Below are 20,370 nucleotides of genomic sequence, written 5' to 3'. Positions count from 1 at the left end.
TGCAAGTAGCGAATCAAGTATAGCCAAAGAAAGCACAACAAGCAGCGCAAGTAGCGAATCAAGTGCAGCCAAAGAAAGTACAACAAGCAGTGCAAGTAGCGAATCAAGTACAGCCAAAGAAAGCACAACAAGCAGTGCAAGTAGCGAATCAAGTACAGCCAAAGAAAGCACAACAAGCAGTAGCACAGAAAAAGAAGAAGAAGTTACTGGTGTAGTATATGCTCCAGTAATTAATAACAATCCAGGTTGGATGATTGCATTATTAGATGGAGAAGGCCATTATACGGGTAAATATATCCCAACTAATACTAGTTGGAAAGTATTTGCTAAGAAAACTATTTCAAATAGAGAAATGTATCGCTTAGGAAGTGACCAACAATGGGTACCAGCTGAATACGTTACTGTTAAGAATTTGGAAGTTGTAAGTAAAACAACGACTGAACCTAAGAAGAGTGATTCTAAAGAAGAAGCATTATCAGGTGTAGCATATGTTCCAACTCTTAAAGATCATCCAACATGGCAAGTAGCTTTGCTAGATGGGGACGGCCATTATACAGGTAAATACATTCCAACCAATAGCAATTGGAAGGTGTTTGCTAAGAAGACAATTAATAATAGATTGATGTACCGTTTAGGTAGTGATCAACAATGGGTACCAGCCGAATATGCAACATTGAAGTCAACGGTTGCAGAAAAGACAAGTGAATCTGTACCAACTAAGGTTACAAGCAATGAAGAAGCATTATCAGGTGTAGCGTATGTTCCAACTCTTAAAGATCATCCAACATGGCAAGTAGCTTTGTTAGATGGGGAAGGTCACTATACAGGTAAATATATTTCAACTAATAGCAATTGGAGAGTGTTTGCTAAGAAGACAATTAATAATAGATTGATGTACCGTTTAGGTAGTGATCAACAATGGGTACCAGCTGAATATGCAACATTGAAGTCAACGGTTGCAGAAAAGACAAGTGAATCTGTACCAGCTAAGGCTATAAGCAATGAAGAAGCAATGTCAGGTGTAGCATATGCTCCAGTAATTAATAATAATCCAGGCTGGATGATTGCTTTGTTAGATGGAGAAGGCCACTATACAGGTAAATACATTCCAACCAATAGCAATTGGAAAGTATTAGCCAAAAAGACAATTTCTGGCGTTGAATATTATCGTTTAGGTAATGATCAACAATGGGTAGCGGCAAGATATTTAAAATTAAAGTAATATAGTTTTTTAATAATATAAAAAGGCGAAACTTGAAGTTTCGCTTTTTTGTTGTCTTAAAAGTATAATATATTTAGATGTTAATTGGAGGTATATATATGCAAGAATTCGGTGTTATCGGACTTAGCGTTATGGGCAAAAACTTGGCCCTTAACATCCATAGTAAAGGATATTCTGTTTCAGGCTTTAGTATTGATAAGCCAGAAGTTGATGCCTTGGCAAAATATGCAGATGATAAATTAAAGCCAACTTATACTTGGGAAGAATTTGTAAATTCACTTGAAAAACCCCGTAAGATTTTAATTATGATTAGAGCAGGTAAGCCAGTTGATTTAACTTTAGAAAAATTAACACAATTGCTTGAACCAGGCGATATTGTAATTGATGGTGGTAACTCTAACTTCCACGATACTCGTAGACGTTTCCATGAATTAGAAAAATTCGGCTTACACTTTATCGGTATGGGTGTATCTGGTGGTGAAGAAGGAGCCCTTCATGGACCTGCCTTGATGCCAGGTGGAGATGAAGCAGCATTTGAAAAGGTAAGACCTATCTTGGAAGCTATTGCCGCTAAGACTCCAGAAGGCCGTCCTTGTGTAAGCTACATTGGCCCTGAAGCTAGTGGTCACTATGTTAAGATGGTTCACAACGGAATTGAATATGGAATTATGCAACTCTTCTCTGAAGCTTATGACATGCTTAGAAAGGCTTGTGGACTTTCTAATGACGAAATGAGTGACTTATTTGATAAGTGGAACCATGAAGACTTACAATGCTACTTAGCAGAAATTACAGCAGAAGTTTTGAAGAAAGATGACGATTTAACTGATGATAAGGTAATTGACCATATCTTGAACGAAGCTTCTTATAAGGGTACTGGTAACTGGACATTAGAAGATGCGATTGTTTTAGGTGCTCCTATCAGTGTGATTGCTGAAGCAGTACTAGCTAGATTTATGTCTAAAGCTACTACTAGAACTGGTAAAGAAATTACTGTTGATCAAAGTAAAATTGATGCTAACTTGCCAGAAGTTATTGCTAGTGCGCTTTACTTAGGTCAAGCTGTTTGTTACGCTCAAGGATTTATGCAACTTAAGATGGCAGCTAAGGCGTATGATTGGACTTTACGTTACCCTGGCATTGCCCAAAATTGGGAAGCTGGCTGTATTATTCGATCAAAGACTTTGAAGGATATTGAAGATGCCTTCGAAAAGCATCCTGATATCAATAACTTATTCGAAGCACCATTCTTTGCTAAGATGATGCAAGACCGCTTGCCTGATTTGAGAAAAGTGGTTAGTGTTGCAGCTGAAAATGGTATTCCAACTCCTACTTTGAGTGCAGCTCTTAACTACTTGGAATCAATCTTTAACCCAAGCTTACCTGCTAACTTGATTCAAGGACAACGTGATTACTTTGGTGCTCATACTTACTTCAGAAATGATCGTGAAGGGGTCTTCCATACAGAATGGTATGATGAAAAATAATACTTAATAATTAAAGTATTTGCTATTTACTAGCAAGTGCTTTTTTTCATATAAAAAATTTTTATTACATGTGCTTCGTTTGACTATAACTATATAAGTCGATATTGTTATTAATATAGATTTTAGTAGAAAGAGGATGAAAGAATGACAACGTTTATATCATCAATTTCAAGCGTGGTTGTTGTAATTTTGATAATAGCTTTGGGCTTCATTTTACGACAAAAAAAGTGGTTTGCTGATACTTTTGCAGGAAATATTTCTAAATTAATTATGCAAATAGCCCTACCTGCTTCTATTTTTATCAGTGTTCAAACTCATTTGACTAGATCAAGCCTCTTGAACTTGTTTGAAGGGCTTTTAGTACCAGCAATTGGTGTATTTTTAAGTTACTTAATAGCTTTTATCTTGATAGCTGTTTTCAAGATACCAGCAGGACGGCGTGGGACGTTTATTAATACCCTTGCTAACGCAAATACAATCTTTATTGGTATGCCTTTAAACATAGCTTTATTTGGTGAAAATGCTATGTCATATTTCCTTATTTATTATGTAATTAATACTGTTTCTACTTGGGCAATTGGAATTTTCTTTATGCAAAGTGATAGCTTACCAGGTAAGAAAAAAGAAGAAGCACACTTTAATTGGAAGAAATTATTGCCAATGCCTTTACTTGGTTTTATTGTAGCTATTTTATGGCTACTTACTGGAATTAGCTTACCAAGCTTTGTAAGTTCTACCTTTACTTATGTTGGTAATTTAGTGACCCCATTATCATTAATTTATATTGGGATTATGTTAGCTGATATTGGGCTTAAAAATATTAAATTGGATAAAGATACTATTTTGGCAGTTTTAGGTAGATTGGTTATTGCACCGATAATTATGCTGGGTTTAGTTGAATGGCTAATGCCAAGCATGGGTGTCCATATGGCAAACTTAATGAAGGATACATTCATTATTCAATCTGCAACTCCAGCATTATCAGTATTACCAATTTTAGCAGATCAAGGCCATGGTGACGTTGAATATGCTACAAATGTTGTTGCGATAACCACAATCTTCTTTGTAGTAGTAGTACCTGTTTTGATGCTAGTAGCTTCATAAATTATTGATATATATATAAAGTGCATCTTTAAGGATGCACTTTTTGCGTTACAATAAGACAGTGACTTTAAAGGAGATTAGTATGGAAAAAAATAAGTTAAATAATCTAAAACTAATGGCAATTTCGCTATTAGTAGGTTTAGTTTCTGGCTTAGTTGTGGGCGCATTCAGATGGTTGATAGGACTGCTACAAAGTTATTGGTTATATAGTTTTAGACTTGTACATGGCAATTACGGTTATTGGATTCTTATTATATTAGGTCTGTTGTTAACTGGTTTAATAGCCGGATATTTGGTAAAAAATGAACCTCATGCAGGAGGTAGTGGAATACCGGAAGTTGAGCTACAATTACAAGGAAAATTACAGCTAAATTGGTGGAACATTCTTTGGCGGAAATTTATTGGCGGAATTTTAGCAATTGGCTCAGGACTTTTTCTAGGTAGAGAAGGCCCCTCTATACAATTAGGAGCAGCTGTGGGGCAAGGCATTTCTAATAAGTGCAGTAAGACTAACCAAAGGGTATTACTTGCTGCAGGGGCAGCTAGTGGGCTTAGTGCAGCTTTTGGAGCGCCACTTGGTGGTACAATGTTTGTTTTAGAAGAAGTGTTTCATAATTTTTCTCCACGGGTTTGGCTTAATTCTCTAACGGCAGCTTTGGCGGCTAATTTTTTAGTAAGTAACTTATTTGGGCAACGTCCTGTTTTAGCGATTCCATATAATCATTCTTTTTCAGTAGACTTGTATTGGCACTTATTGGTATTGGGTGTTTTACTAGGAATAATTGGCCGAATTTATCAATGGGGCTTGCTAAATGGAAAGAAAATCTATACTAAGATTCCACTACCTAGATGGTTACATGGATTGATACCATTGGGGATGTTGATACCAATTGCTTATTTTGTTCCTCAAGTTATTGGTGGCGGAAATCAGTTGATTTTAAATTGGCATGGCTTTAACGCAATTGAAATATTATTCTTGGTTTTTCTGTTAAGAATTAGTTTTTCAATTATTTCATATGACTCAGGATTACCAGGAGGTATTTTTTTGCCAATCCTAACAATGGGAGCCTTGTTAGGAGCCTTATATGGAATGATTATGGTCAATTTAGGCTTGTTACCACGAGTATTAATTGTAAATTTGGTCATTTTTTCAATGGCTGGTTTATTTAGTGCAATTGTCCGTTCACCCTTTACAGCAATTTTATTAATTACAGAAATGGTTGGCTCTCTCTTACATTTAATGCCATTAGCTGTTCTAGCTTTGGTTGCTTATCTTGTTAATGATCTTTTAGGTGGTAAGCCAATTTATGAAAGTTTAGCTGATCGGATGGAACATAGTAATATTGCAGATTATGCTGATAATGTGGATCAATTGACTGTAAGTATTTTTGAAAATAGTAAATTAGCCGATAAAGAAATTAAAGATATTGCTTGGCCGTCCAAGACCTTGGTTCGGTTAATTCACCGCGGAGCACATGATATTATTCCAACAGGAAAAACAAAATTACTAGCTGGTGATTTGGTTGTTTTAGAAATAGATAGTAATGCACGTGGGTGTATATATGACCAAATAAAAGATATGCAAAAATAAAAAAAGACAGTTTCACGTGAAACTGTCTTTTTTGTTTTAAATGTTAATAATCCAAAGATAAATAATAAAAATGAAGAATAATCCATACATAATTGGTGAAACTTCTTTACCTCTTTTAGAAGCTAGCATAGTAATAGGATAAGTAATCATACCTAGAGCTAAACCATCAGAGATTGAATAAGTAAGTGGCATACCTAAGACGATTAAGAATGCAGGTAAAGCAACTTCGAACTTATCCCAATTGATTTTAGCTAAATTACTTGCCATTAAAACACCAACAATGATTAAAGCAGGGGCGGTAACAGTAGTTGGAATTACTGTTAACAATGGACTGAAAAACATAGCGATTAAGAACCAAAATCCCACAAAGACTGCAGTTAAACCAGTTTTACCGCCCATAGCAATCCCTGAACTTGATTCAACAACAGTTCCAAGAGGTGAAACACCGAAAATAGAGCTAATAATCATTCCAATAGAATCACTCATTAAAGCTTTACCGATTCTAGGAATTTTACCATCTTTATTTGCTAAACCAGCTTGTTGAGTCATACCAATTAAAGTACCAGCAGTATCAAAGAAGGTAACTAATAAGAAGGTAATAACAACAATAGCCATTTGAACGGTATTAACATTACCTAAATGAGTAACTGCTTGACCAAAACTAGGAGCGATTGAAGGTGGCATAGAAATAAATTCTTTAGGTAAAGGAATTTGGCCAATTAAAATTCCAAAGATTGCGGTAACAACCATCCCAATAAAAATAGAACCAGGCACCCCAAGACACATTAAAACAATGGTAACCAATAGTCCGAATACAGCAATCCAAACGGCCGGATTAGAAAAACTACCCAAACCAACTAATGATGAATCAGAGTTAACAATTAATTTACCGTTTTGTAGACCGATAAAAGCAATAAAAATCCCAATTCCAGCACTGATAGCATATTTTAAATCTTGGGGGATGGCATTAATAACGATTTCTCTTAATTTGAAAATAGTTATTAAAACAAATAATAGTGAAGCAACTAACACACCAGCTAAAGCTGTTTCCCAAGATATTTTCATTCCTTGGCATACAGTATAAGCAAAAAATGAAGCACTTCCTAAAGTAGGTGCTAACGCAATAGGGTAATTAGCAACAAGCCCCATTACTATACTACCTAAGGCACTTGCGAGAACTAAAGCGGTAAACACAGTACCTTTTCCCATGCCACTAGCAGTTAAAATATTGGGTACAACAAATAACATATAACTCAAGCTAACGAAGGTAGTTAAACTGGCAATTAGTTCAGTTTTAAAACTAGTACCTTGTTCAGTTAGCTTAAAGAAACGATTAATATTTTTCATGATTCCCTCCATATGAAAAAAACTAATGTATCTAGTATACATTAGTTTAACATAAAGACGAACCTAAATTTATTTACTGAATATATATGTTCAGATTAAGCGTTAAGTACCCACATAAAAATAATGAAAATAAAGAATAGTACCCACATCATTGGGCTAATTTCTTTACCACGTTTTGCGGCAATCATAGTAATAGGGTAAGTAATCATTCCCCATGAAAGACCGTCAGAGATTGAATAAGTAAGTGGCATACCAATTACGATTAAGAAGGCAGGAACGGCAATTTCTAGTTTAGTCCAATCAACCTTAGCTAAATTTTGTGCCATTAAAACACCAACAATAATCAATGCTGGAGCAGTAACTTGAGTAGTAATTACGCTAAGTAAAGGACTAAAAATCATTGAAATTAAGAAAAATATTCCAACAAAGACTGCTGTTAAACCACTCTTACCACCAACGGCAATCCCAGCACTTGATTCAACATATGCACCAACTGGTGAGGTACCTAAAATAGAACCGGCCATCATTGCCCCAGAATCTGCAGCAAGTGCTCGACCAACACGAGGCATTTTATTATCTTTCATTAAGCCAGCTTGACTAGCTAAACCAATCAAAGTACCAGTAGTATCAAAGAAGGTAACTAACAAGAAAGTTAAAACAATTACCCACATTTGCATCGTGTTGATATCACCAATATGCTTAAATGCTTGACCAAAAGTAGGTGCAATACTTGGAGCAGAAGAAACAACTGCTGTAGGCAATTTGATTTGTCCTGTCAAAATACCAAAAATAGCAGCTAAAACCATTCCAATGAAAATTGCGCCGGGTACGTTCATAATCATTAAAACGATAGTAACTAATAGCCCAAAAATAGCAATCCAGACAGTAGGATTTTTAAGACTACCCACTGTTACAAAAGTAGACTTACTTGCTTCAACTAAGCCAGCATTTGCTAAACCTAAAAAAGCGATAAATAGTCCGATTCCGGCACTAATAGCATGCTTTAAATCAACTGGAATTGCATCAATAATCTTCTCTCTTAACTTAAACATAGTAATTAAAATGAAAATAAATGATGCAACAAAAACTGCAGCTAAAGCAGTTTGCCATTTAACATGCATACCTAAACAAGCTGTATATGCAAAAAATGCATTAATCCCAAGTGCTGGGGCAGTAGCGATTGGATAATTGGAAGCTAGTCCCATAATAAAACAACCTAAAGCACTAGCTAAGGCAGTAGCTGTAAAGACCGCGCCTTTATCCATACCACTAACACCTAAAACATTTGGATTAACAAAAAGAATATAAGACATACTTACAAAAGTTGTAAGTCCGGCCAAAAATTCAATTTTAATATTGGTGCCGAGCTTGTCTAAATCGAAGTACTTTCTAATTATGTTCATTTTTATCTCCCAAGTGATTAAAATTCGGATATTTACTTAAATAACCTGACTATTAAACTTTAACATTCTTGATAATTAATGTAAATACGAATATTAATAAAAGAACATATACAAATATTAACATTGCTCAGTAAATAACAATAGTAAATCGCTGAAAGCGCTTAATATGGGGTCTATAATTATAGGTAAGCTGTTACTAATTTATATTGAAAGGGTCAAATACAATGACTGTATATTACAAAGGTTTTCCGCAAAGTGATCGTAATGAAGCTATAAAGATGGTAAACGTTGATGAGCTTGAAGATAGAGTAAGGAAAGTAATGCCAGAAGCAGCTTACTACTATATCGCATCAGGTTCCGAAAATGAATGGACTTGGCGTAACAATACCACTGCCTTTAACCATTTTCAAATCGTTCCACGTTCATTAACAAATATGGATAGTCCATCGACTGCAACGCAATTTATGGGGATGGATTTAAAGACACCTATTATGATTTGCCCAATTGCATGTCATGGTATTGCTCATAAAGATGCAGAAGTAGCAACTGCTCAAGGAGCAAAAGCTGCTGGAGCATTGTTTTCATCAAGCACATATGCCAACAAGAGTGTTGAAGATATTGCAGCTGCCACTGGAGATTCTCCTAAGTTTTTCCAACTTTATTTAAGTAAAGATTGGGACTTTAACAAGATGGTCTTTGATGCAGTAAAATCAGCTGGTTATAAAGGTATTATGTTAACAGTTGATGCACTCGTTTCAGGATATCGTGAAGCTAATTTAAGAACTAACTTTACATTCCCAGTACCATTAGATTTCTTCACTAGATATGTTGGTGCAGAAGGGGAAGGTATGAGTGTTGCACAAATGTATGCAAATTCAGCTCAAAAAATAGGACCAGCAGATGTTGCAAAAATTAAAGAAATGTCAGGCTTACCTGTTTTTGTTAAAGGTATTATGAATGCTGAAGATGCATATATGGCAATAGGAGCAGGTGCAGATGGTATTGTAGTTTCTAACCATGGTGGTCGTGAAATTGATACCGCTCCAGCAACAATTGACATGCTTCCAGAAATTACTGCCGCAGTTAACGGCAGAGTTCCAATTATTCTTGACTCTGGTGTTCGTCGTGGCTCACATGTCTTTAAGGCTTTAGCCTTAGGTGCTGATTTAGTTGGAATTGGTCGACCATTCTTATACGGCTTAGCACTTGGTGGTGCAAAGGGCGTTGAAAGTGTAATTAACCAAATTAACAACGAATTTAAGATATTGATGCAATTAACAGGTTGCAAGACAGTAGAAGATGTTAAGCATGCAGATATTCGACAAATTAACTATACTGCTGACAACTTGCCTTCAAATACTGATCCTTCAGTTCGCAGAGCATATCCTGTAACTAAAGAAAATCAAATGGAAGGTACACAAGATGCCGCAACTGGTGCATCAAAGCATTAGAAAAATATTATAATAAACAACTCAAACAAACTATCTACTCAAAGAGCTTTACATGTTGCATGTAAGGCTCTTTTTGTTTGTTAGGTATTACTGTGATTTATATTAGTAAATTGTTTTTTTGTGATAAAATTAAAAATAAATAAAAACAATAAATTCTGGGGGGAGAGGTCATGTCATTTTTGAAACTTTTAAAGATCAATTTGATTAGAGCCATTACTTTGATACTTGCTACCGTATTAGGGGCAGTATTAGTTGCAGTTGGTAACTCATATTTGACAAATATTGGTAATTCCTTGCAGAAGCAAGATATCAATACTTTTTTAAGATACATGCTTTTATTTTTTGTTGTATTAGTAGGTGGAGAAAGCATAGAATTTATTGCTAGTTATTTATTTGCTAAGCAAGTGCAAGAGTATTTACATGAAGTTAGAGAGCGCATAACTAGAAAACTATTTTTGCAAAAGGAAACTACCAAAATAACTGATGTTCAAAACTCATTAACTAATGATTTAAATATGATGAACGATAATTTCTTAACTCCGCTATACAAAATTATCAGTTCAATTTTTAATATTGTATTTTCAATTGCCATTGTTTTTACTTATAGCTGGATATTAGTGGTTTTAATTTTAATCTTGGCAGTAGTGATGTTTGTCTTGCCACAGCTTATCTCAAAGCCACTTGAAAAAGCGACTGTTGCTGTTTCTGAAAATAATCAAGCATACCTTGATACGATTGAAAAGTGGTTTAAGGGAATCGCAATTTTGAAACGTTATAATGTTAAGTCAAAATTGTTTCAGGTTTTAGCTAAGAGCTCGAATAGGCTGGAAAAGGCAAACGTTAATCGTTCAAAAAAGGTTAGTCAAACTTCAATCTTTAATAATTTAGTTAATGGTTCAGCTCAAGTATTAATTATTTTTACAGCTGGATTATTGATAATAACTAAAAGTATGCCATTTGGTGCCTTCTTTAGCATTGGTAATTTTTCAGGTGTTATTTTTACTGGTTTATTTACTGTTGTTAGTCAGATTACTTTAATTCAATCTAGCAAGCAATTAAACAAAAAAATTACTGCTAATATGGCAACAGTAGATACTGAAGTTGCTAGTGATAGCTTGGCTGATTTTGCTACTGTTTCTGGTCAAAATTTGACTCTTAACTTCCCTAATGGTGAACAACTGCGCTTTCCAGATTTTGAAGTTAAACAAGGAGAGAAGATTCTCTTAACGGGTGAAAGTGGGGCAGGGAAGTCAACACTATTTAAGCTGATTTTAGATGAACTAACGCCAAGTAGTGGACAAATTACCTTCAAAGATAAAAATGGTAAGTTCCTCAAGCCTAACCTAAATCAAATAGGTTATATTCCACAAGATCCAGTCTTATTCCCTGGGACAATTCAAGAAAATATTACGCTTTTTAATGATTCTTTGAATGAAAAAGCAAAATATTGGGCTGAAAAAGTTCAATTAGGTACTGATTTAACTAAGTTCCCTCAAGGAATTAAAACTAAGGTTGATTTAGATAAAAATAACTTATCAGGTGGGCAAAAACAAAAGGTGGTCTTGGCCCGGACCCAAGTTTATGAAAGTAAGTTAGTCTTAATTGATGAAGGGACTAGTGCAATTGATTCTAAGAATACGCAAATTATTTTGCAGAATTTATTGCAAAGTTCGGCTACTGTCATCTTTATTGCCCATAATTTAACTCCTGAAATGCATAAGTTATTCGACCGCGAATTGAAGTTAACTAAGGTATAAAAAATAGCATCCACATGGATGCTATTTTTTTGCAAACTAACTAGTTAACTTTATCTTTTTATCGGCAACTTGCTCGATGAAATACTTATCATGCTCAATTAAAAGCATAGCAGGCCTAGTTTGCTTGAGTAGCTTAATCAATTGATCTTGATTAAAAACATCTAGATAATTTGCTGGCTCGTCCCACAAATAAAAGTCAGCTTCTTCAACTAGTGATTTTGCAAGAGCTACTCTTTTTTGTTGGCCCATACTCATGTCTTCAATTTTTAAAGTGAAGTCATCTCGTGGGAAACCCATTTTTTTCAAATTATTCAGTAAATCAGAATATGGAATACGCTCTTTTTCAGAAAACTCCTTTAAGGTGCCTGTATAAGTTGAAAAAGTTTGTGGCAAATAAGAAATTTTTAATCCATTCGCTAAGATTATTTTTCCACTAGCTTCAGCTTTAGACTTATTCAAAATAAATTTTAATAGTGTAGACTTACCGGAGCCATTTTTTCCTTCTAAGGCAACAATACCATGATTTTTAATGATTAAATTTAAATCATGAAATAAAGACTTATTGGCAATCTTTAAACTTAAGTGTTGCAATTCTAAGAGAGTTTGGTGGTAATTAGGACTAAAGTTCATTAATAAGTCTGGAGCTTGTTCAATATTAGTTAAAAGGCCTTCTTTTTCAGTTATTTTTTTATTTACTCGTTGCTGCATAGTTATCGAGCGTTTCATTATTTTGGCCGCTTTATGGCCATAAAAGCCCTTATTGATATCGGCATGGATTTCATTTTTGTGGGCAGCGGCGGTTTTGTTTTTTTCTGATTTTTCAGAAAAATTCTTAATCTGACTAGCACTCTTTTTAAGTGAAGCAATCTCGCTTTTTAGTTTGATATTTTTGTCTTGATTATATTTATCACGCTTGTCTTTAGTCGCTTCATAACTAGCATAGTTACCCTGGTATAAATGAATTTCATTATTTTCAATTGCTAGAACGTGATTTACAACCTCATTTAAGAAGTCACGGTCATGGCTGACAATAATATATCCTTCCTTATGCTTTTTTAGGTAATTAGCAACTTGCCTTCTATTAGCTGCATCTAAGTGATTAGTTGGCTCATCAATTAAGGCAAAAGAATTTTGATTAACAAATGATACTGCTAATAAAATCATAGTCTGTTCGCCACCACTTAAAGTATTAAATGGTTGCCAAATCAAATCTGGATTGAGTTGCATTAAGTTCAATTCTCGCTCTAATTGCCAGACCTCAAAGTTAATTTGACTTTGAAGCTCATATAAAACTAGATTGCTAGGATTAGCAATTGGAGCAGGAAAGTAGGAAAAAGTTATGCTAGTTAAAATTTCTCCGCGTCCTTGAAGCTCATTACGTAATAAATTTAGGAATGTTGTTTTTCCACGACCATTTCTCCCAACTAACCCAAGTTTCCAAGAACTGTCTAAATTAAGATTTAAATTAGAAAAAATAACTTTATCGCTATTATCATAGCTAAATGATAGGTTGTTAACTTTAATAATACTCATTAAATCACCTCTAATAAAAGGCTAGATGATGGGCTAAGTTATAAATATATTATCATAATAAAAATATTTTTAAAACATTAAAAATAAATATGCAATGCTATTTGATAAGAGAATTAAAGAGTTATTTGTTGCTAAAACTGAATAAATAAAAAGCTGATATATCCTCAAGCAGAAGATAATATCAGCTTTTTCTATTAGTTATGACTAGGTGTCCAATCTTCAGGTAATTTATCCATTTCTTTAAGTTTTGCAATAATTGTATCCAAAACTTCTTGGCGATCCTTTTCACTTGCCATAAAGTCTAACTTGTCACCATCAATTTTGATTTTTGGTGAGTAATCATAGTTTTCATACCAAGGTTCATAGTAGCTTAATAAGCGCTTATAGTAATCCTCTAAAGTTGGATCATAATCAAGTTGTTCAAACTCGCGACCACGCTTTTGGATACGCTTAATCATTGTTTCATATGATACATCAATATGAACTAATAAGTCTGGATGCTTCTTTGGCATGTGTTCAAGTTCTTTCATCATTGAATCTAGTAATTCATCATAAGTTGCAACTTCTTCTTTGGTTGCACGACCAATATCTGCATTCATATGAAAGAATAGTGAATCTTCATAAATTGAGCGATCCAAAACATTATTGTCGTCAGTTAATGCGGCTTTAATACTATGAAAACGCGTATTTAAAAAGAAAATTTGTAGTAAAAATGCGTATTTCTTTGGATCTTTATAGAATAAAGGCAAAACTGGATTATTATCAACACTTTCATAGAAAGGTTGAGTGCCTAAATATTTAGATAAGATAGAGGTTAAACTGGATTTACCGGCTCCAATTGGCCCGCTTAATACAATAACTGTCATCACGTTCCTTCTTTGTTAGATAAATTATAAATTACCCAATTCTTTTAACTTATTATCGATTAATTCTAAAACAGCCTTGCGGTCATCTTCATTATCGACAAAATTATATTTATCGCCATCAATTACCATTTTTGGTGATTCTGAATAGTTTTCATACCAAGGTTCGTAGTAATTACGCAAACGTGCATAGTATTCTTTTAAACTTGGATCTGTTTCAAGCTGTTCAAATTCACGACCACGACGTTTAATACGGCTTAGCATGGTATCTAACGATACATTAATATAAATAAGTAAATCTGGCTTTTTATGAGGATTTCCGGGGACATCTTCCATCATGTTATGTACTAAATCAACGTAAATATCACATTCAGTTGGATCAGCAATACCACTGTCAGCATTCATCTTGAAGAACAATGCATCTTCATAAATGGAACGATCTAAAACAACATTAGGGTTGTTTTCGGATAAAGCTTCATTAATTTGTGCTAAACGCTTATTGAGCAGATAGGTATTAAGCAAAAAAGTATAGCGTTTCATATCCTTGTAGTACAAAGGCAAAACAGGATTTTTTGAAACATCTTCGTAAAAAGCATTACTCCCTAAATGCTCTGCTAAAATAGAGGTTAAACTGGATTTACCGGCTCCAATTGGCCCACTTAATACAATAACTGTCATCACGCTCTTTCTTTAATATCACAAGATATAGTTTGCTTTCTATAGTGTAATTCAAGATATGGGGAGCTACAAGCATTTTTTTTATTTAATAACAATCAAAAAAGTCAAGCAGAAAAAACAGCCTGCTTGACTCAATTTTGTTATTTAATTTTACTAAGCTAAATATTTTTTATCTAGATCTTGGGCTGCTGCTTCATCACAAATAATAGTTACATCAGGGTGCTTTTGAAGAATAGAAGCTGGCATTTCTTCTGTAATTGGCCCTTCAATCATGTTTTTAATTGCCCAACGCTTTTTTTCGCCATAAGCTAATAAAACAATTTTTTTAGCTGACATGATTGAAGCAATTCCCATACAGATGGCAGATTTAGGCACATCATCAATGTTATCAAAGAAGCGAGCATTAGCCTCGATTGTACTTTGTGTTAACTTGACTTCATGCGTTGTACTGTCAAAAGAAGTTCCAGGTTCGTTAAAGGCAATATGTCCGTTACGACCAATTCCTAAAAGTTGAATATCAATTGGATTTTCCTTGATTATTTGGTTGTAATGTTCAACTTCAGCTGCAATATTGTTAGTTTGACCATCAGGTAGATATGAGTGCTTGAATGGCTTAGCTTTAAAAAGATGTTCATTCATAAAGTACCAATAACTCTGTTTATTTTGTGGACTTAAACCAACATATTCATCTAAATTAATACTAGTTAAATTGGAGAAGTTCAAATCGCTGTTAACCATATTTTGGTATAGTTCAATTGGAGATGAGCCGGTTGCTAAGCCTAATACTTTTGCTCCAGCTTTTATTTCTCGGGAAAATATTTCAAAAGCTTTTGCAGCACCAGTGATTTTATCTTTAGTTACAATGATTTTCATAAATATTACTCCTCTCACATTGGTATAGTCCATTATAGACTGGTATAGCCCAAAAGTCAAAAAAGAAGCTTTCGAAAATCGAAAACTTCTTTTGATATTATTTAGACTTAATGTAAGTTTGTCCATCTGCAGCAGGAGCAACACTTTTACCAAAGAATGCTACTAAAACAACTATAGTAATTACATAAGGTGCAATCTGTAAGTAAACAGATGGTACGTGAGAGATGAAAGGTAATTGACTTCCGATAATACTCAAGCTTTGTGCAAAGCCAAAGAATAAGGAGCTAAGCATTGCCCCAATTGGATCCCACTTACCGAAAATCATAGCAGCTAGAGCCATGAAACCTTGTCCAACAATTGTTGAAACACTAAAGTTACCAGAAATGGCTTGGGCAAAGACCCCACCACCGATACCACCGAGTAAACCGGAGATTAAAACACCAGCATAACGCATTTTATAAACGTTAACCCCCATTGTATCGGCAGCTTGTGGATTTTCACCTGCTGAACGAAGTCGCAAACCGAATGGTGTTTTATAAAGTACCCACCAAAGAACAATGGAAAGAATAATTGCTACCCAAGCTGGAGCGGAAGTGTTCTTGAAGAAAATATCACCGATAACGGGGATATTAGAAAGAACAGGAACATTGTAATAACCGAAGTTAGCAGAAATATTTTCTGTTTGCCCCTTGTCATACATTGCCTTGATCAAAAATACTCCAAGTGGTGGTGCCATTAAATTAAGAACAGTACCAGAAATAATGTGATCAGCACGCCAATTAACTGTTGCTACGGCATGTAGTAGTGAAAAAATCAAGCCACAAATACCGGCCACGATAACCCCTAACCATGGAGTGGCACTCTTAAAGGTAGATGCAAAGGTTAAGTTGAAGACGATACTTGAAAAGGCCCCAATTGTCATAATACCTTCAAGACCAACGTTAACAATTCCACTATGTTCGCTGTATGCTCCACCTAAAGCTGTAAAGATAAGAGGAGCGGAATAAACTAGGGTTGATGAAACAATCAAAGCTAGCATAGTTGTAATATTCATTAAACTTCTCCTCCTTTTCCGACTTTAACTGCCGGACCATCTACACTGTTATTTGAGACTTTTGCAATAGTTTCGGGTTGATTGTAGTTTTTCTTTTTCTTTTCGAATAAAAGGCCAATTACGTAATTAATTGCAACGAAGAAAATAATAGCTGCAATAACGATTGAAACAATTTCATATGGAATACCGGCTAGAGTCTGCATTCCCAGACCTCCAATTTTAAGAATAGAGAAAAGGAGGGCAGCGAGTAGAATACCCAAGGCAGTACCACCACCAAGTAATGAAACGCTCATACCGTCAAAACCAATATCAACACTAGTAGTTTGAGTAAAGTAGTTTTGGTATGTCCCTAATCCTTGAACTACACCACCTAAACCAGCAAATGCACCAGATAGTAACATTGATACAATGATATTTTTCTTGGCACTCATTCCGGCATAACGTGAAGCGAACGGATTAAGGCCAACTGCTTTAATTTCAAAGCCGGTAACCGTCTTTTTCATAATAAACCAAAAGACTACTAGAGCAATTAAAGCTAGGAAGATGCCAGCATTAATTCTTGAACCCCCAAACATGTTGCTTAACCAATCCAATCGTAAACTACCATTATCAGTTACAGTTTTAGTTGCATCAGTAGAAACACGTAAACGGTCACTCATAACATTTTGCATCAAATACTGGCATGAATACAAAACTATATAGTTAACCATAATAGTTACGATAACTTCATTTGTTCCAAAGTAAGCTCTTAAAACCCCTGCAATACCTGCGATAGCTGCACCGACTAAGGTACCAACGATGATTGCGTATGGTAAAAGAATATATTTAGGCATGTGTGGATTAGCAAGAGCAATCCAAATCGCAGCTAACCAGCCACCTTGTGCTTGCCCAGATAGCCCGATATTGAAGAAACCTGCACTACTTGCAATTGAAAAACCAATTGCTGTAAATATAAGTGGGGTAGCTTCTCTAATTGTTTCACCTAGACCATTCATATTACCTAAAGCACTTGAAAACATTGAAGTGTAAGCAAGGATAGGATTGTAGCTCCAAAGTAGCATGATAACTGCACCAACTAAAAAGCCGGCTACGATGGAAATAAGGGGCACTAAAATCTTTTTGGTTTCAGCGTTAACCTTAAACATTAATTGGTACCTTCTTTCTTGTGGGCTCCTGTCATTAATAAACCTAATTCTCTTTCAGAAGTCTTTTCTGGGAGGACTTCTCCAGATTCTTGACCGTTATGTAAAACGATAATTCTGTCAGATAATTGCATAATTTCGTCTAATTCATATGAAATTAACAAGACAGCTTTACCAGCGTCCCGTTGTGCTAATAATTGCTTATGAATGTATTCGATAGCTCCAACATCAAGTCCTCGAGTAGGTTGGAATACAATGATTAAATCGCTATTGCGATCCAACTCACGAGCGATAATTGCTTTTTGTTGGTTACCACCAGATAATTCACCAGCTTTAAGGTTTTCATCTTTAGTTCGAACGTCGAACTTTTTAATAAGCTTTTTAGCATGTTCTGTAATAGCTTTGTGATTAATAATACCGTGATTTGAATATGGTTTTTGGTAGTAAGTCTGCAAAGCAATATTATCAGCTAAAGACATTTCTAAGATTAAACCGAATTTTTGACGGTCAGCTGGAACATGAGAAACTCCCAATTCAGTAATTTTTCGTGGTCGCTTATTGGTCATATCAGTACCTTTAATAGTAAAATGGCCTGCTTTAACATGACGTAAACCAGTCAAAGCTTCTACAAGTTCATCTTGACCATTGCCATCAATACCAGCTAAACCCAAGATTTCTCCAGCATGAACATCAAAAGTTAGACCTTTAACAGCGAGCGTACCACGATCTTCATTAACTTTTAAATCTTTAACTGATAAAACAGTTTTACCAACTTTAGCTTCTTTTTTAGGTAAGTTAAAGTTAACGTGACGACCCACCATCATTTCAGCCAAGCTTTCATCAGTAGCTCCTTCAACATCAACTGTTCCAATACTCTTACCGTGGCGAATAACGGTAACACGATCAGCTGATTGCTTAATTTCATTAAGCTTGTGGGTGATTAAGATGATAGATTTTCCCTCATTGCGGAGATTTTTCATAATATTGATAAATTCGGTGATTTCCTGAGGTGTTAAAACAGCTGTAGGTTCATCAAAGATTAAAATATCAGCTCCACGGTAGAGAATCTTTAAAATTTCAACACGTTGTTGTTGAGCAACTGTAATATTAGCAATTTTTGCATCTGGATCAATTGCTAAACCATATTTCTCGGAAAGAGCCATGATTTGCTTACGAGCAGTTTTAAAATCAAGCTTAATTCCTCTTTTTGTTTCATGGCCTAAAATGATGTTTTCTAAAACGGTAAAAGCTTTGGCCAACATAAAGTGTTGGTGAACCATACCAATTTTTAAATCTTTAGCAGCATTTGGACCATCAATTACAACTTTTTTCCCTCTGACATAGATTTCCCCAGAGGTTGGTTTAAGCAGGCCAGATAAAATACTCATTAATGTAGATTTACCAGCTCCGTTTTCACCTAGAAGCGCCAGGATTTCGCCCTTTCTGAGCGTGAGGTTGATATCGTTGTTAGCTTTAAAACCATTAAAGTCTTTAACGATATGGCGCATCTCAATAATGTTTGTGTTCTCTTTTTCCATGGCTTTCCTTCCCTATATGATATTTATAAAAAAACACCTCGTATCATCACGAAGTGCTTTAGAAATGACACACTATATATTGTGCTACTTACTTGGAGAAGTTGCAACCTTAATCTTTCCATCGATGATGTCTTGACGCGCTTGCTGTACGGCTTTCCAAGCTTTTGAATTTAAATTACCCTTGGTAAGTGATACACCATCATGTTGTAGTCCGTAAACTAAGTGCTTTCCACCAGGGAATTTACCATCATATGCTTTATTAGCAATATCTTTAACGGCAAAATTCAAACCTTTAAGAACAGAAGTTAAAGTAAAGTTTGATTTTTGACCACCTTTAGCAGTGTATTTTCCTTGAGAAGCTTGGTCAATATCAACACCGATGACCCAAACTTTATCATTAACTGCTTTTTCTGAGTTTAAATCTTTAGCTTCTTGGAAAACACCATTTCCAGCACTGCCGGCAGCTTGATAGACGATATCTGCTTTTTTAGCGTACATTGATTGTGCTATGGATTTTGCCTTATCTGTAGAAGTGAAATCACCAATATATTGATCTAAAATAGTGATCTTTTTACCTAATTTCTTAGCAGTATCCTTTACACCTTGAATGTAGCCAGCTTCAAATAAGTCAATTACAGAAGACTTAGCACCACCAATAAAACCTACAGTATTAGTTTTAGTAGTGTAGGCAGCAGCTACACCAGCAAGGTATGATGAATCATTAGATTTGAATGTTGCAGAAACAACGTTCTTCTTGCCAGTAATTACATCATCAATAATTACAAAGTTTTTCTTAGGATATTTGGCAGCTGCAGTTTTAACGGAATCAGAAAGCATGTAACCAACACCATAAATTGTTTGGTAACCAGCATTAACAGCTTGGGTAAAGTTAGGTTCATAATCTGAAGCACTACTTGATTGGAAGTATTGGTATCCACCTTTGCCTTGAGATAAAACGTGTTCTTTACCATAAGCTTGGAATCCACTCCATGCAGCTTGGTTGAATGAGTGATCGTCAACCCCATTGGAGTCAGTGATTAAGGCAATAGAATGATTAGCTTTAGAGCTAGATGAGGTTTTTGCACCTTTACCTTGACACGCTGTTAAAACTAAACCAGTTGTAGCAATTACTAAACCAGTTCCCATAACTTTTTTCAATTTAGTGTTAATCAATGTTAACATCCTCCATAAATAAATATACGAACAATATAGAGATAATGTAACAATTTGTTTGACATATGTCAAGAGTATAGAACTTTTAAATTTGGAACGGTCCAATATATTAACTAAATACGAATTATATAAAAACAAAAAGGGCTAAAAAGCC

At 35.0% G+C, this 20,370-nt stretch carries 16 protein-coding genes; 6 read left to right on the top strand and 10 right to left on the bottom strand.

Translation table 11 applies throughout. The features are described 5' to 3' along the window. From ACNDLV_RS00335 to ACNDLV_RS00320, 4 genes are all read left to right on the top strand, one after another. Positions 1 to 1,222 (top strand): hypothetical protein (locus ACNDLV_RS00335; RefSeq protein ID WP_498882831.1); only part of this gene is annotated, 1,222 nt, incomplete at its 5' end. 98 nt (positions 1,223 to 1,320) lie between these two features. Next, positions 1,321 to 2,709: an NADP-dependent phosphogluconate dehydrogenase gene (gene gnd / locus ACNDLV_RS00330; RefSeq protein ID WP_006587521.1), complete on the top strand. Its 1,389-nt coding sequence runs from the start codon at positions 1,321 to 1,323 to the stop codon at positions 2,707 to 2,709. Positions 2,710 to 2,853: 144 nt separating this feature from the next. Continuing rightward, a complete protein-coding gene (locus tag ACNDLV_RS00325; protein WP_006586037.1) occupies positions 2,854 to 3,813 on the top strand; it encodes an AEC family transporter in 960 nt (319 codons plus the stop codon). An 82-nt stretch (positions 3,814 to 3,895) separates the two neighbouring features. Further along, positions 3,896 to 5,404, top strand: coding sequence for a ClC family H(+)/Cl(-) exchange transporter (locus ACNDLV_RS00320; protein ID WP_034530429.1), 1,509 nt, complete (start codon positions 3,896 to 3,898; stop codon positions 5,402 to 5,404). A 36-nt stretch (positions 5,405 to 5,440) separates the two neighbouring features. Here the strand turns inward: ACNDLV_RS00320 and ACNDLV_RS00315 are convergent, their stop codons facing one another. Next, a complete protein-coding gene (locus ACNDLV_RS00315; protein WP_006587520.1) occupies positions 5,441 to 6,751 on the bottom strand; it encodes an NCS2 family permease in 1,311 nt (436 codons plus the stop codon). A gap of 95 nt (positions 6,752 to 6,846) precedes the next feature. Then, positions 6,847 to 8,154, bottom strand: a complete 1,308-nt coding sequence (locus tag ACNDLV_RS00310) for an NCS2 family permease (RefSeq protein ID WP_006586034.1) — start codon at positions 8,152 to 8,154, stop codon at positions 6,847 to 6,849. A gap of 224 nt (positions 8,155 to 8,378) precedes the next feature. Between ACNDLV_RS00310 and ACNDLV_RS00305 the strand changes: the two genes are divergently transcribed. Beyond that, on the top strand, positions 8,379 to 9,605 hold the full coding sequence (locus ACNDLV_RS00305) for a lactate oxidase (protein ID WP_006587519.1): 1,227 nt from the start codon (positions 8,379 to 8,381) through the stop codon (positions 9,603 to 9,605). 170 nt (positions 9,606 to 9,775) lie between these two features. Next, positions 9,776 to 11,362 carry an ATP-binding cassette domain-containing protein gene (locus ACNDLV_RS00300; protein WP_006586032.1) on the top strand — a complete coding sequence of 529 codons (1,587 nt, stop codon included), beginning with the start codon at positions 9,776 to 9,778 and terminating at the stop codon, positions 11,360 to 11,362. Positions 11,363 to 11,398: 36 nt separating this feature from the next. Here ACNDLV_RS00300 and abc-f read toward each other — a convergent pair whose 3' ends face one another. The 8 genes from abc-f to ACNDLV_RS00260 form a co-directional block, all read right to left on the bottom strand. Next, positions 11,399 to 12,895, bottom strand: a complete 1,497-nt coding sequence (gene abc-f / locus ACNDLV_RS00295; protein ID WP_006587518.1) for a ribosomal protection-like ABC-F family protein — start codon at positions 12,893 to 12,895, stop codon at positions 11,399 to 11,401. Positions 12,896 to 13,089: 194 nt separating this feature from the next. After that, complete coding sequence (locus ACNDLV_RS00290) at positions 13,090 to 13,761, bottom strand: deoxynucleoside kinase (RefSeq protein WP_006586030.1); 672 nt, start codon at positions 13,759 to 13,761, stop codon at positions 13,090 to 13,092. A gap of 24 nt (positions 13,762 to 13,785) precedes the next feature. Continuing rightward, the gene (locus ACNDLV_RS00285; RefSeq protein WP_006587516.1) at positions 13,786 to 14,439 is read right to left on the bottom strand and encodes a deoxynucleoside kinase; all 654 of its coding nucleotides are present in this window, start codon (positions 14,437 to 14,439) and stop codon (positions 13,786 to 13,788) included. Positions 14,440 to 14,589: 150 nt separating this feature from the next. Further along, positions 14,590 to 15,309: a glucosamine-6-phosphate deaminase gene (nagB, locus tag ACNDLV_RS00280; RefSeq protein WP_006587515.1), complete on the bottom strand. Its 720-nt coding sequence runs from the start codon at positions 15,307 to 15,309 to the stop codon at positions 14,590 to 14,592. A gap of 97 nt (positions 15,310 to 15,406) precedes the next feature. Further along, entirely contained in the window at positions 15,407 to 16,363 is a 957-nt protein-coding gene (locus ACNDLV_RS00275; RefSeq protein WP_006586027.1) for an ABC transporter permease, read from the bottom strand. Then, positions 16,363 to 17,508, bottom strand: coding sequence for an ABC transporter permease (locus ACNDLV_RS00270; RefSeq protein WP_006586026.1), 1,146 nt, complete (start codon positions 17,506 to 17,508; stop codon positions 16,363 to 16,365). Before ACNDLV_RS00270 ends, ACNDLV_RS00275 begins: the two co-directional genes overlap by 1 nt. Further along, entirely contained in the window at positions 17,508 to 19,043 is a 1,536-nt protein-coding gene (locus ACNDLV_RS00265; RefSeq protein WP_006586025.1) for an ABC transporter ATP-binding protein, read from the bottom strand. Before ACNDLV_RS00265 ends, ACNDLV_RS00270 begins: the two co-directional genes overlap by 1 nt. Positions 19,044 to 19,127: 84 nt before the next feature. Next, entirely contained in the window at positions 19,128 to 20,189 is a 1,062-nt protein-coding gene (locus tag ACNDLV_RS00260) for a BMP family lipoprotein (RefSeq protein WP_167803017.1), read from the bottom strand. Positions 20,190 to 20,370 lie beyond the last annotated feature (181 nt).

The sequence above is a fragment of the Lactobacillus fornicalis genome (genome assembly GCF_055362665.1).
The sequence above is the reverse complement of the archived record's forward strand: the minus strand, read 5'-3'. Positions and strand labels throughout refer to the sequence as shown.

Coding starts and splice junctions, on each gene's coding strand:
- ACNDLV_RS00310 (WP_006586034.1), bottom strand. CDS start 8,154: ATGAACATAATTAGAAAGTACTTCGATTTAGACAAGCTCGGCACCAAT.
- nagB (WP_006587515.1), bottom strand. CDS start 15,309: ATGAAAATCATTGTAACTAAAGATAAAATCACTGGTGCTGCAAAAGCT.
- ACNDLV_RS00270 (WP_006586026.1), bottom strand. CDS start 17,508: ATGTTTAAGGTTAACGCTGAAACCAAAAAGATTTTAGTGCCCCTTATT.
- gnd (WP_006587521.1), top strand. CDS start 1,321: ATGCAAGAATTCGGTGTTATCGGACTTAGCGTTATGGGCAAAAACTTG.
- ACNDLV_RS00320 (WP_034530429.1), top strand. CDS start 3,896: ATGGAAAAAAATAAGTTAAATAATCTAAAACTAATGGCAATTTCGCTA.
- ACNDLV_RS00290 (WP_006586030.1), bottom strand. CDS start 13,761: ATGACAGTTATTGTATTAAGCGGGCCAATTGGAGCCGGTAAATCCAGT.
- ACNDLV_RS00305 (WP_006587519.1), top strand. CDS start 8,379: ATGACTGTATATTACAAAGGTTTTCCGCAAAGTGATCGTAATGAAGCT.
- ACNDLV_RS00265 (WP_006586025.1), bottom strand. CDS start 19,043: ATGGAAAAAGAGAACACAAACATTATTGAGATGCGCCATATCGTTAAA.
- ACNDLV_RS00300 (WP_006586032.1), top strand. CDS start 9,776: ATGTCATTTTTGAAACTTTTAAAGATCAATTTGATTAGAGCCATTACT.
- ACNDLV_RS00275 (WP_006586027.1), bottom strand. CDS start 16,363: ATGAATATTACAACTATGCTAGCTTTGATTGTTTCATCAACCCTAGTT.
- ACNDLV_RS00315 (WP_006587520.1), bottom strand. CDS start 6,751: ATGAAAAATATTAATCGTTTCTTTAAGCTAACTGAACAAGGTACTAGT.
- abc-f (WP_006587518.1), bottom strand. CDS start 12,895: ATGAGTATTATTAAAGTTAACAACCTATCATTTAGCTATGATAATAGC.
- ACNDLV_RS00325 (WP_006586037.1), top strand. CDS start 2,854: ATGACAACGTTTATATCATCAATTTCAAGCGTGGTTGTTGTAATTTTG.
- ACNDLV_RS00260 (WP_167803017.1), bottom strand. CDS start 20,189: ATGGGAACTGGTTTAGTAATTGCTACAACTGGTTTAGTTTTAACAGCG.